Origin of the sequence: Streptomyces sp. NPDC091387 (assembly GCF_044756945.1) — a bacterium.
Classification (GTDB): Bacteria; Actinomycetota; Actinomycetes; order Streptomycetales; family Streptomycetaceae; genus Streptomyces.
Map to the genome: position 1 here is coordinate 252,349 of NZ_JBIVTZ010000001.1, position 11,959 is coordinate 264,307.

General features: G+C 72.5%; 10 protein-coding genes and 2 pseudogenes. 7 read left to right on the forward strand and 5 right to left on the reverse strand.

All coding sequences use genetic code 11. The features are described from left to right. Positions 1 to 98: 98 nt before the first annotated feature. Positions 99 to 2,042 carry a flavin monoamine oxidase family protein gene (locus tag ACIQM0_RS01295; protein ID WP_401282193.1) on the forward strand — a complete coding sequence of 648 codons (1,944 nt, stop codon included), beginning with the start codon at positions 99 to 101 and terminating at the stop codon, positions 2,040 to 2,042. Positions 2,043 to 2,045: 3 nt separating this feature from the next. Here the strand turns inward: ACIQM0_RS01295 and ACIQM0_RS01300 are convergent, their stop codons facing one another. The 3 genes from ACIQM0_RS01300 to ACIQM0_RS01310 all read right to left on the reverse strand — a co-directional run bounded on the left by ACIQM0_RS01300 (position 2,046) and on the right by ACIQM0_RS01310 (position 4,598). Next, positions 2,046 to 2,888, reverse strand: a complete 843-nt coding sequence (locus ACIQM0_RS01300) for an EI24 domain-containing protein (protein WP_401282196.1) — start codon at positions 2,886 to 2,888, stop codon at positions 2,046 to 2,048. Positions 2,889 to 3,059: 171 nt separating this feature from the next. After that, positions 3,060 to 3,488 (reverse strand): organic hydroperoxide resistance protein, encoded by a 429-nt coding sequence (locus ACIQM0_RS01305; RefSeq protein WP_401282199.1) that lies wholly within the window; start codon positions 3,486 to 3,488, stop codon positions 3,060 to 3,062. A 90-nt stretch (positions 3,489 to 3,578) separates the two neighbouring features. Then, positions 3,579 to 4,598 (reverse strand): NADP-dependent oxidoreductase, encoded by a 1,020-nt coding sequence (locus ACIQM0_RS01310; protein ID WP_401282202.1) that lies wholly within the window; start codon positions 4,596 to 4,598, stop codon positions 3,579 to 3,581. Between the two features lie 144 nt (positions 4,599 to 4,742). On the opposite strand from ACIQM0_RS01310, the gene ACIQM0_RS01315 reads away from it, so the two are divergent. The 5 genes from ACIQM0_RS01315 (at position 4,743) to ACIQM0_RS01335 (ending at position 9,453) form a co-directional block, all read left to right on the forward strand. Then, entirely contained in the window at positions 4,743 to 5,201 is a 459-nt protein-coding gene (locus ACIQM0_RS01315) for a MarR family winged helix-turn-helix transcriptional regulator (RefSeq protein ID WP_401282205.1), read from the forward strand. A 70-nt stretch (positions 5,202 to 5,271) separates the two neighbouring features. Continuing rightward, the gene (locus ACIQM0_RS01320; RefSeq protein ID WP_401282207.1) at positions 5,272 to 5,640 is read left to right on the forward strand and encodes a hypothetical protein; all 369 of its coding nucleotides are present in this window, start codon (positions 5,272 to 5,274) and stop codon (positions 5,638 to 5,640) included. 455 nt (positions 5,641 to 6,095) lie between these two features. Next, positions 6,096 to 6,662: a hypothetical protein gene (locus ACIQM0_RS01325; RefSeq protein ID WP_401282210.1), complete on the forward strand. Its 567-nt coding sequence runs from the start codon at positions 6,096 to 6,098 to the stop codon at positions 6,660 to 6,662. A 148-nt stretch (positions 6,663 to 6,810) separates the two neighbouring features. Further along, the gene (locus ACIQM0_RS01330) at positions 6,811 to 7,848 is read left to right on the forward strand and encodes a rod shape-determining protein (protein ID WP_401282213.1); all 1,038 of its coding nucleotides are present in this window, start codon (positions 6,811 to 6,813) and stop codon (positions 7,846 to 7,848) included. Positions 7,849 to 7,869: 21 nt separating this feature from the next. After that, positions 7,870 to 9,453, forward strand: coding sequence for a GAF domain-containing protein (locus tag ACIQM0_RS01335; protein WP_401282216.1), 1,584 nt, complete (start codon positions 7,870 to 7,872; stop codon positions 9,451 to 9,453). Here the strand turns inward: ACIQM0_RS01335 and ACIQM0_RS01340 are convergent. Next, positions 9,431 to 9,862 carry an Lrp/AsnC family transcriptional regulator gene (locus ACIQM0_RS01340; protein WP_401282219.1) on the reverse strand — a complete coding sequence of 144 codons (432 nt, stop codon included), beginning with the start codon at positions 9,860 to 9,862 and terminating at the stop codon, positions 9,431 to 9,433. The genes ACIQM0_RS01335 and ACIQM0_RS01340 overlap by 23 nt on opposite strands. Positions 9,863 to 9,964: 102 nt before the next feature. Between ACIQM0_RS01340 and ACIQM0_RS01345 the strand changes: the two are divergent. Beyond that, positions 9,965 to 10,369, forward strand: a pseudogene (locus ACIQM0_RS01345) (hypothetical protein); the annotation flags it as partial. Positions 10,370 to 10,396: 27 nt separating this feature from the next. Here ACIQM0_RS01345 and ACIQM0_RS01350 read toward each other — a convergent pair. Then, positions 10,397 to 11,906, reverse strand: a pseudogene (locus ACIQM0_RS01350) (carbohydrate-binding protein); the annotation flags it as partial. Positions 11,907 to 11,959: the final 53 nt, after the last annotated feature.

The following is an 11,959-nucleotide window of genomic DNA, read 5'->3' on the forward strand; positions in this document are numbered from 1 at the left end:
CGTCCAGCCTCACCTCCGGGTGATTTCCGGGTCACTTTCGGGCGGTCTACGCGCGTAAGTGCACGTGCGCCCGTTTCGCGCCCCCCAAGGTGGGCCGAATGATTTCCAAGCCCGCCGGACCGAACTCCGGCCTGCCCTCCAGGCGCAGCATGATCGCCGGTGCCGCCGCAGGCGCCACCGCCCTCGCCGCTACCGCCGTGACCCCGGCCGCCGCCGCGCCCGGCTCCCCCGCCGCACCCGCGCCCGCCGCCCCCGTACCGGCGGCCCCCGGTTCCGACTGGAACGCCTGTCTGGGCGTCGCCCGCGCCATCCTCGTGCGCGACGAGCAGGACGAGCCGCTGGTGCCGCGCTACCGCGACGTCCTCCTCTCCAAGGGACTGCCCCGCAGCCGCAAGGCCCCCAAGAAGGTGCTGATCATCGGCGCGGGCCCGGCCGGGCTCACCGCGGCCCACCTGCTCCGCGAGGCCGGGCACACCGTCACCGTGATCGAGGCCAACGGCAACCGGGTCGGCGGCCGCATCAAGACCTTCCGCACGGGCGGGCACGAGAACGCGAAGTCGCCGTTCGCCGACCCGAAGCAGTACGCCGAGGCAGGGGCGATGCGGATCCCCGACAGCCACCCGCTCGTCACCGGACTCATGGACAGCTTCGAGCTGAAGCGCCGCCGCTTCTACCTCGTGGACGTCGACGAGGCCGGCCGGCCCGCCAACCACACCTGGATCCACGTCAACGGCGTCCGGGTCCGCAAGGCGGACTACGCGAAGAAGCCGCAGGCGGTGAACCGTTCCTTCGGGGTCCCCGCCGAGTTCGAGGACAAGACGGCCTCGGCCATCGTGCGCGAGGCCTTCGCCCCCGTGCGCGCGGAGTTCGAGGGCAAGGAGGGCTCGGAGCTCGTCAAGGGCTGGGCCCGGGTCATCCAGCGCTACGGCCACTGGTCGATGTTCCGCTTCCTGACCGAGGCGGCCAAGCTCGACGAGCGCACCATCGACCTCATCGGCACCGTGGAGAACCTCACCTCGCGGCTCCATCTCGCCTTTGTGCACAGCTTCATCGGGGCCTCCCTGATCAGCCCGGACACCGCGTTCTACGAACTGCCCGACGGCACCGCGACGCTGGCCGACGCGATGTACGCACGGGTCAAGGACCTGGTGCGGCTGGACCGCCGGGCCGCCAGGATCAGCCACGGGGCCGACGGCGTCCGGGTCGAGACGGTGTCGGAGGGCCGCGACGGCAAGGTCGTGCGGGAGACGTTCACCGGTGACCGGGCGATCGTCACCGTGCCGTTCTCCGGACTGCGCCACATCCCGGTCACCCCCGCGCTCTCGTACGGCAAGCGGCGCGCGATCACCGAGATCCACTACGACACGGCCACCAAGGTGCTCCTCGAATTCAGCCGCCGCTGGTGGGAGTTCGAGGAGAAGGACTGGAAGGCAGAGCTGAACCGCATCCGGCCCGGTCTGTACGACGCGTACCGGCTCGGCAAGGCACCGGCCGACGGTTCACTGCTGGGCGTGCACCCCTCCGTACCGTCCGGCCACCTGCCGCCCAACCAGCGCGTGCACTACGCGGCGTACCGCGCGACCGCCCGCAACCAGCCGGAGGCGGCGCACGTCATCGGCGGCGGCTCGGTCACCGACAACGCCAACCGGTTCATGTACCAGCCCTCCCACCCGGTCGGCACGAGCAAGGGCGGGGTCCTCCTCGCCTCGTACAGCTGGGCCGACGACGCCCTGAAGTGGGACTCCCTGGACGACGACGAGCGCTACCCGCACGCCCTGGCCGGGGTGCAGGACGTGTACGGGCAGCGCGTCGAGGTCTTCTACACGGGGGCCGGTGCCACCCAGTCGTGGATGCGCGACCCGTACGCGTACGGGGAGGCGTCCGTGCTGCTGCCCGGCCAGCACACCGAACTGCTCGCCGACGTGCGCTCGGCCGAGGGCCCGCTGCACTTCGCGGGCTGCCACACCTCGGTCAAGCCCGCCTGGATCGAAGGGGCGCTGGAGTCGGCGGTCCGCACCGCGCTGGAGGTGCACACGAGCTGACGCTCAGCCGGCGGCGGTGTGCGGCGGGGCGGGCGGCAGGGTGGCTCCCTCGCCCTCCCCGCCGTTCGCCGCCCCGTCGTCCGCGTCGTCCGCGTCGTCCGCCCCGTCGTCCTGTCCCACCAGTTCGCGCGCCAGCAGCGTCGCACCGGCGACGGCCCCCGGCATCAGGAACACGGCGACGAACGGGACCAGGAAGGCGAGGCCCAGCGGCACGCCGAAGCCGAGGATCAGCAGCCGGCGGCCGCGCAGCAGGACCAGCCGGTCCTTGAGCACCATGCCGCGGCGCTGGAGCGCGACGGCGGTGAGTTCCTCGGCGAGGAAGTAGCCGGTGACGCAGAAGCCGATCAGCGGGACGACGGTCTGGCCGGCGACCGGGACGAATCCGAGGGCGAAGAGCAGCACGGCGTACAGGGCGACCCGGACCAGGATGCGCACGCTGTCCCGGGCGGAGATCCACAGTTCCCGCCAGAGCGGCAGCCCCGACTCGGGCACCTCGCCGCCCTCGGCCCGGTCGACCTCCTCGGAGAGCGACTCGTAGAAGGGCTGCCCGACCAGCAGCGTCACGGCGGTGAACGTGATCACCGCCAGGAACAGCCCGAAGGCGAAGACCAGCACGGTCAGGGTGGTGCGGAGCAGCCCCAGCCAGGGCGAGGACCAGTCGTCGGCGAAGGGCGTGGCCCAGGCCGCCAGGTCGTCGGCCCCGTAGCCGAGGCCGACGAGCGCGCCCGCGTAGACCACCAGGGTGATGACGCCGGGGATCAGGCCGATGCCCAACCACCGCCCATGGCGGGCGACCCAGCGCTGCCCGTTGATCAAATAGCCGAAGCCCGCCCCTAGATCACGCATGGCGTCAGCGTATCGGTGAGGCCGCCGCCGCCTACCGGGTGTACGCCTTCTGTCGAGCCGGCCGGCGACACCGGCTGGACAGAACCGAGGGCCGCACCCCGGACGGGATGCGGCCCTCGGCTCCGTACGAGCGCTGTACGCGGTACGGGTGGTGCGGGCGGTACGGCTGGGTCAGGCGACCGACAGCTCGACCTTGATGTTGCCGCGCGTCGCGTTCGAGTACGGGCACACCTGGTGGGCCTTCTCGATGAGCGCCCGCGCGGTCGCCTTGTCGACGTTCGGGATGGTCGCCGTGATCGCGACCTCCAGGCCGAAGCCACCGGCCTCGGTCTTGCCGATGCCGACCGCGGCGGTCACCGTGGAGCCGGAGATGTCGGCCTTCTCCTGGCGGGCCACGACGCCCAGCGCGCCCTGGAAGCAGGCGCTGTAGCCGGCCGCGAAGAGCTGCTCCGGGTTGGTGCCCGCGCCGCTTCCGCCCATCTCCTTCGGCGGGTTGACGACCACGTCGAGCTTGCCGTCGTCCGAGGAGACCCGGCCGTCACGGCCGTTCTCGGCGGTGGCGACAGCGGTGTACGCGACGGCGATGTCCTGAATGGTCATGACGTGTCAATCCTCCTGCTGATGCGCCGCGACTCGCGCCCACGATCGCGACGGCCTGGAATGAGCCTAACGGGTGCCCCTGCGGCCGTGTCAGCCGAGGGAAACGATCATCTTTCCGGTGTTCTCGCCGCGGAGCAGCCCGAGGAAGGCGTCGAAGCCGTTCTCGATGCCGTCGACGACGGTCTCGCGGTACTTCAGGTCGCCCGAGGCCAGCCAGCCGGCCACGTCCTGGACGAACTGGCCCTGGAGGTCGGTGTGATCCGCGACGAGCATGCCCTGAAGGCGCAGCCGCTTGCCGATGACGAGGGCGAGGTTGCGCGGCCCGGGGGTCGGCTCGGTCGCGTTGTACTGCGCGATCATGCCGCAGATGGTCGCGCGGCCGTGCACGTTGAACGAGGAGATCGCGGCTTCGAGGTGCTCGCCGCCGACGTTGTCGAAGTAGACGTCGATGCCGTCGGGAGCGGCCTTGCGCAGCTGCTCCGCGACGGGGCCGTCCTTGTAGTTGAAGGCGGCGTCGAAGCCGTACTCCTCGACGAGCAGCTTGACCTTCTCGGCGGAGCCCGCGGAGCCGATGACGCGTGAGGCGCCCTTGATCCTCGCCAGCTGGCCGACCTGGCTGCCGACCGCGCCGGCCGCGCCGGAGACGAAGACCGCGTCGCCCTCCTTGAAGGAGGCGACCTCGAAGAGGCCCGCGTAGGCGGTGAGCCCGGTCATGCCGAGCACGCCGAGGTAGGCGGAGAGCGGGGCGAGGGAGGCGTCGACCTTCACGGCGTTCCCGGCCGGGACCTCGGCGTACTCGCGCCAGCCGAGGCCGTGCAGGACGTGGTCGCCGACCGCGAACCCCTCGGCGCCGGACGCGATGACCTCGCCGACCGCGCCGCCCTCCATGGGGTGGTCCAGCTTGAACGGCGGGGTGTACGACTTCACGTCGTTCATCCGGCCGCGCATGTACGGGTCGACCGAGAAGTGCAGGTTGCGGACGAGGATCCGGCCCTCGGCGGGAGCGGTGACCGGTACCTCACGCAGCGCGAAATCCTCGGCCTTCGGCCAGCCGTGCGGGCGGGCTACGAGGTGCCATTCACGGCTGGACGTGGGAAGTGCTGCTGACATGGGTTCGGTGTCTCCTCGATGTCTCGGGGGTGTGTCTCGTGCGGTGCGGGAAGCCGTTCGACCGGAGCGGAAAAGCTTCACCATGTGAAACAACCATGCGCCTGGATATTTCATGTTGTCAAGTAACCGGCTATCCTGGGCGCCATGGCCACTCGTACAGACCCACTGACCCTCGAAGTCGTCGAGCTCATCGGCGCCGTCGTGGCGCGTTACTACGAGGAGTACGAGGAGGCCGCCGCCGCACACAGCCTCACCGGTGCGCAGGCACGGGTCCTCGGGCTCCTCTCCCTGGAGCCGATGCCGATGCGCAGGATCGCGCAGAAGCTCAAGTGCGAGCCGTCGAACGTGACCGGCATCGTCGACCGGCTGGAGGTGCGCGGCCTGGTGGAGCGTCGCCCCGACCCGGCAGACCGGCGGGTGAAGCTGGCCGCGCCGACCGAGAAAGGCACCCGAACGGCGCGGCAACTGCGCGAATCGCTCGACTTCGCCCGCGAGCCGCTGGCGGGCCTCTCCGACACGGACCGCGCGGTCCTGCGGGATCTCCTGCGCCGGATGCTGGGCATGGAACCGCCTGCCCAGGACCCGGCTCCCGAAGGTCTCTAGAACCTCAGCAGAACCACAGGAACCAGCAGCCGCCCGGGTCAGAGGGCGTCGGCTCCGGAGTGGGGTCGGCGTGGGCGTCGGCGTCGGAGCGGGCTGCTCGGGAGCCGGGGGCCGCGACGGCTCGTCGCCCGCACCGCCGCCCGTGCCGTCCTCCGGCTCCGACGGGACGGCGGACGGATCGGCGGACGGGACGGCGGACGGGACGGCGGGCACCCCGGACGGCGGGACGGACACCTCCCTGGTCGCCGCCGGGGCCGAGGCGGCGCCTTCGGGACGCGGGGCGCCCGTACCGGCGGCGCCGGAGGGGCGCGCGTCGGTGGCCGGGACCACCGAGGGGCTGCCCGCGGGCGTCCGCACCGGGCCGGGCGGCGCGGCCGTCCCGCTCGCCGTGGACTGCGGGGCGGGCGCGGCCGTGACGGACGTCGATTCGCGTACGTAGTCCGAGGCGCCGTCGCCGTCCGGCTCGGCCGCCGGCTCGGCCAGGCTCAGCGCCCCGGCGGCGAGGACCACCCCGAGCAGCGCCGGCAGCACCGCGCGGCCACGACGGCTGCGGGCCCGGCGGCCCCGGCGCGGCCGACGCGAACCGTGCCCGCCGTGCCCTGCCGGGGCGGCGGCGCGCTCCGTCCGGGCAGCCTCGCGCTCCCGGCGGCGCCGGTCGCCGGGGCGGGACGGGGCGGCCTCCTCGTCCCGCGCGTCCGGTTCGTGGCGGAGGGACGCGGGCACGGCGTAGTGGCTCAGCGCCTCCGCGGGGGTTCCGCATCCGGCACAGGCCAGGGCGCCGTTGAGATGCCGCTGACAGGGGTGGCAGTAATCCATGGCGCCCGCAGATCAAATGCCCGTCCGACCACGGAGAAAGCGGCTCAGGTGAGGATCCTGTGTGGAAGCGTTGATTCCATGACCGCTGCCACGCCTTTCGGCCCCCGCGAGTTCCAGCTTGTCCTGTTGCGCCGGATGGCCGACCACCAGCCCGGCCTCGTCGAGGACGCCCGGCACGAACTGAGCGCCACGCTCGCCGAGATGCGCGAGGCCAACCGCCGCTGGCAGGCCATGCTGCGGGCGCCGAGGGGGCGCGGGTCGTTGCGCCGCTACCGGTCCGTGCTCGGCGAACCCGAGTCGTCCCTGCGCCGCACGGTCGGTGATCTGGAGTGCGACGCCCTGCTGTGGCCGGTGCCGCTCTGGCCGGATCTCCGGTTCGAGGTGATGACCGGACCGGGCGGGGCCGTGTGGAACGAGTGGCTGGTGCGGGCCCCCGGCGCGGCCGCCCCCGCCCTGCACACGGTCGAGGATCTGCTCCCCTGGTCGTGCACCGTGGACGAGGTGGCGCGGGCCTTCGCACCGGCCCGCCCGATGGAGGGCAGCGCGCCGACCCGCTGGGCGCTCGCGATCACCGCCCCGGTCACCGGCGAACCGTACGTCGCCGAGTTCACCTGGGGGCTGTTCCAACGGCTCCTCCCCCGCTGACCGAACCGCGCGGCCCGCCGCCGACGAGCCGTCAGCTCCGTACCCCCTACGGCGCATCCCAGCGCGCACAACGCCCCCCACCGGCGCACGATACGGAGAGAGCCGGCTGCCCGTCGGTACCCCCATCTGCGCTCTCGGGAGACCCGCCGTGACCGTCAGCCTCGATCAGTTGCGCCGTTGCCATGTCGCCGTCGACCTCGGGGCCGCCCGGACCCGGGTCTACGTCAAGGGGCTCGGACTCGTCGTCGACGAGCCGAGCGCCGCGGCCGTGAACACCCGTACCGGATCACTCATCGCCGTCGGCGCGCTCGCCGAACAGATGACGGGCCGCACCCCCGACTACATCCGGGTGGTCCGCCCGGTCTCCGGCGGGACCGTCGTGGACATCGAGATGGCCCAGCGGATGCTGCGCCAGCTGCTCGGCGAGAAGCTCCGCCGGCAACTGCGCCGCAAGCCGCGGCTGCGCGCCGCCGCCTGCACCCCGCACGACAGCGATCCGCTCGCCCAGCGCGCCGCCGTCGAGACCCTGGTCGGCCTCGGCGCCCGCCGGGTCGAGCTGGTCGACACCCTGATCGCGGCGGCCGTCGGCTGCGGACTGCCGGTCGAGCAGCCGACCGCCACCATGATCATGGTGTGCGGGGCGGCGACCACCCAGATCGCGGTGCTCTCGCTCGGCTCGATCGTGACCGCCGTACGCATCCCGATCGGCGGCGACGCGATCGACCACGCGGTGATCCAGCACCTGCGCCAGTACCACGAGCTGATGCTGCCCAGCCAGTCCGTGCGCCCCCTGCAGCTGGCGCTCAGCGGCAACGGCCTCACCCCGCACGGCCCCGCCGTGACCGAGATCCACGGCCGGGACGTGGCCACCGGACTGGCCCGCTCCGTGCAGGTCGACACCGAGGCCGTGCGGCAGGCGATCCACCGCCCGCTGACCGCGGTCCTGGACGGCCTCGGCAAGGTGCTGCGGGACTGCCCGCCCGATCTGGTGGCCGATCTCGCCGACTGCGGGATCATGATGGTCGGCGGCAGCGCGCTGCTGCCCGGCCTTGACCAGATGCTGCGCGAGGCGACCGGGATGCCGGTGCAGATCGCCGAGCGGCCCGACGTCTGCTCCGTACTGGGGCTCGGCGCCATGCTGGACGGCAAGATCCGCCCGATGGTCCTCGACCCGCTCTCCTGCTGAGTGCCGCGGGTCGTACGGCGGATGACCGACGAACCACGCGACGCGGCACCCCGCAGGGGAATCCCGCAGACACCCCGGCTGCCGATGCTCCTGGAAGCGGTGCTGAGCGTCGGCAGCGACCTCGAACTGCGGGCCACCCTCCAGCAGATCGTCGACACCGCCACCGCACTCACCGAGGCCCGCTACGGCGCCCTGGGCGTGCTGGACCCCGAGCGCGGCAGCATCCGCGAACTGTTCGTCTCCGGACTGAGCGACGCCGAACGGGAGGCCATCGGCGACTTCCCGGACAGCCACTCGGGCCTGCTCGGCGCGCTCATCGACGAGTCGCGGCCGCTGCGCTCCGACGACCTCACCACCGACCCGCGAGCCACCGGGGTGCCGCCCAACCACCCCACGATGCACTCGTTCCTCGGCGCCCCGATCCGGGTGCACGACGAGGTCTTCGGGAACATCTACCTCACCGAGAAGACCACCGCGTACTTCACCGACACCGACGCGGCCCTCCTGCGGGTCCTCGCCTCGCAGGCCGGCGTCGCGATCGGCAACGCCCGGACGTACGAGACGGCCCGGCAGCGCGAACGCTGGATCGAGGGCGCCGCCGCGGTCACCAACACCCTGCTGACCGGGGAGAACGCGGCCGACGCCCTGATGACCGTGGCGGAACGGGCCAGGATCCTCAGCGACGCGGCGGCCGGGGTGATCCTCCAGCCGACCGAGGAGGGCGGGATGGAGATCGTCGCCGCGTCCACGCTCGACGACCCGGGCAGCCTGGTGGGCACCACCATCGCGCCCGATGCCCCGGTCCTGGTCCAGCTGCTGGGCGGGGAGCCGGTCTTCCTGGAGGACTCGGCGACCGATCCCCGGATGACCACCCACGTACGGTCCCGGTTCGGCCCCAGCATGATGCTGCCGTTGCAGAGCGGCGGGCGGCTCATCGGCACCCTCGCCCTGCCCCGGCGGCGCGGCGCCCGCCCGTACACGGCCGTGGACCGGCTGCTGGCCTCGCAGTTCGCCTCGCAGGCCGCGCTCGCGCTGGTCCTCGCGGACGCCCAGCACGACCGCGAGCAGCTCGCGGTGTACGAGGACCGGGACCGGATCGCCCGCGACCTGCACGATCTCGTCGTCCAGCGGCTGTTCGCCACCGAGATGATGCTGGAGTCGACCCGCCGCCGGGCCGGCACCGGGGAGACGGACGAGCTGCTCGGCAGGGCCGTGGACGAGCTGGACTCCACGATCCAGGAGGTGCGGACGACCATCTTCGCCCTCCAGCAGCCGCCCGCGGAGGCCCCCACCACCTTCCGCGGCCAGGTGCTGCGGGAGACCCGGGGCGCGGCCGCGGTGCTCGGTTTCCAGCCGTCGGTGCACTTCACCGGGGCGGTGGACGCCCTCGTGCGGGAGCCGGTGGGCGGGCAGCTGCTCACCGCGCTGCGCGGGGCCCTGGCGGCCGCGCACCGGCGGGCCGGGGTGTCGGAGATCGAGGTGGAGGTCGATGTGACGGCCACGCTGCCCGACGGCCGGGCCGCGGTCCGGCTGACGGTCGGCGACGACGGGCGCGAACGGGACGGTTCGCGGCCGCCGGCCGTCAGCTGGCAGGCGCCGCTCTGAGCGCGACCCTGGTGTTGGAGTGGGCCACGCCCGCGTCCCGCCTGAGTCTGCGCAGCAGGGCGTCCAGCGAGGCGGTGTCGGCGGCTGTGGCGCGTACGAGATAGTCGTGCCCGCCCGTCACGTGCACCACTTCGGTGATGCCGGGCAGCGTCAGCACCGCCCGCTCGAAGACCTCGTTGGTGGTGTCCATCCGCAGGGTCACGTCGATGAAGACGACGAGGCCGGTCCGGGTGCCGGCGGCGGGATCGACGATCACGGTGAAGCCGCGGATGACGCCGTCCCGGCGCAGCCGCCCCACCCGGTCGGACGCGGCGTTGGCGCTGAGCCCGACCCGGGCACCCAGATCGCGGTACGAGATCCGGGCGTCCTCCTGGAGAACGCCGAGGATTTCCCTGTCCAGACGGTCCATACCGCGATTGTCTCAGCTTTCGGGCAACAGCGACTTCTCAGGCGCCCGCGGGTGCCTGTCGCCCGGCTCACGGATGGAGCAGGCCGACGGGCCGGGGCCGGGCTCACGCCCCTGTCCGGGGACTACAAGGACCGGGTCGGGCTGAGTGCGTTCCAGCAGTCGCTGCTGGTCGCCGTGCCGGTGCCGCTGCTGATCCCGGCGAGGGACCCCTACGGCGCTATGCCGCCCGAGGGCTTCCTGCTGGGCCTGGGCGATACGCCGTTCGCGATCGGTATCCCGCTGGTCACCGTGGTCTTCCGGCCGATCGGCGGCCGGCTCTCCGACCGGACGCACCCGGCGCCGGTCTCGTCGGCGGCGCTCGGCGTGGCCGCCCTGATGGCGATCGTGCAGGCCTTTGACCGGAAGCTGATGCCCGGCGGCACGATCGCCCTGCTGATCATGGCGGCCGGTCCCGGTACCGCGAGCGGCAGTGTCTTAGCCCTGGCACGAACGGCAGCGTCCCCGCCGGGACGCTGCCGTTCGTCGTGGACCTGATCAGCGAGCGGCCGTGCGCTGCTGCTCGAACCTGGCCGCCCAGTACGCCGTCCGGTCGAGGTAGGCCGTCTCGGCGGCGGCCCCCGTCTTTCCGTACGCCCCTTCGTACGTCTGGTAGCCGTGTCCGGCGGGCGGGGTGCTCGACGCGGGTTCGATCGGGCTGCCCTCGTGCCATTCGTTGAAGGAGGTGACGGAGACCCAGGTGGGCGATCCGCCGATGGCCGGGTCGAGGGCGTTGCTCCACTCCAGGTCGTAGGAGGCGCCGTCCTCCCGGCCCAGGGTGGGTGTGGTGTTGCCGGGCACGGCCCGGTCGTCGATGTATCCGGGGGCCACCGAGGGCGCCCAGACCAGGCCGTTGGCCTCGGCGTACTCCCCCGCCTGCTTCCAGCCGGGGGCGGTGGCACCGGCGATGCCGTCGTAGGTGTAGATCCCGCCGAAGTGCGCGGCCTTGGTGGTGTCGGTGGTCTGGGCGAGGACGATGGCGCTGTCGCTCACCGCGTCCAGGGCCGACCAGTCCTGGATCCTCAGGCTCTCGAAGACGTAGAACGCCGGGCGGTTGCCGTGCTCGGCGTCCCGGTAGTAGGCCGGGCTGTCGCCGTACTCGTCGTTCAGGTAGGCGATGTCGTCGACCACGGAGGCCGCGGTCCTGCCGCTGTACGGCTCGATGTGCCAGGCGACCTCGATCCCGTGCCGGGCGGCGGCCTCCAGGACCTTCGGGGCGAGGGTGTCCTCGTAACCGCCCTGTCCCCACCAGCTGTAGACGATGACTCCGGCGCCCGACTGCTCGATCCACTTCATGTGCTGCTCGACGGCCCCGGCGGCGTCACCGGAGTCGTACGGGCCGAGCTTCGGGTAGAGGTCGGCGCCGATGTCGTCCGGCGGGGTGTGGCCGCCCTGCTCCCAGTGGCGCCAGCTGCCGTTCGTCTCCGGGGTGCCGTACCAGGGGTAGTAGAAGAGGTGGACGTTGGAGGAGCCCGTCGCCTTGGTGTTCCGCTCCTTGGCCAGGGTGAAGCCGTCGATGTCCCCCCTGGCCCGTGGGGCCCTTGAAGACGAGGAAGAGTTCGGTCGAGCCCGCGGGTGCGTTGCTCACGTCCGCCGAGACATCGGTGAAGGTCTCCCAGCCGCCGGTGGGTGCGACGGTCAGGGTGGAGAGCAGGGTGCCGGTGGGGGAACCCGCGCGCACCTCCAGCGTGCCGCCGGGACCGGCGGAGGAGACCCGGGCCGAGAGGCCGGTGGCGTTGGCCAGGGCGTACGGCTCGAAGGAGATCCAGTCGCCGTTGTCGGTGAAGCCGACGGTGGTGCCGCCCTCGGCCGTCCCGTGCTGGGCGGCCTCGATGCCGGACTGGGCCGCGAAGTGCTCGGCCTGCCGGTGCCGGGGCTGGAGGATGTGGGCACTGTGGGTGGTGAGTCCGCCGGCGTCGGTGTACTCGGCGTCGAAGACCCCGTAGATGTTGGCGGCGCTGTCGTGCTCACCGTCGACGGGGACGTCGATGGTGCCGGAGCAGCCGTTCGAATGCCTCGTACAGCCATCCGGCGCCGGTTCGGGACACGTTCCGGGGACGG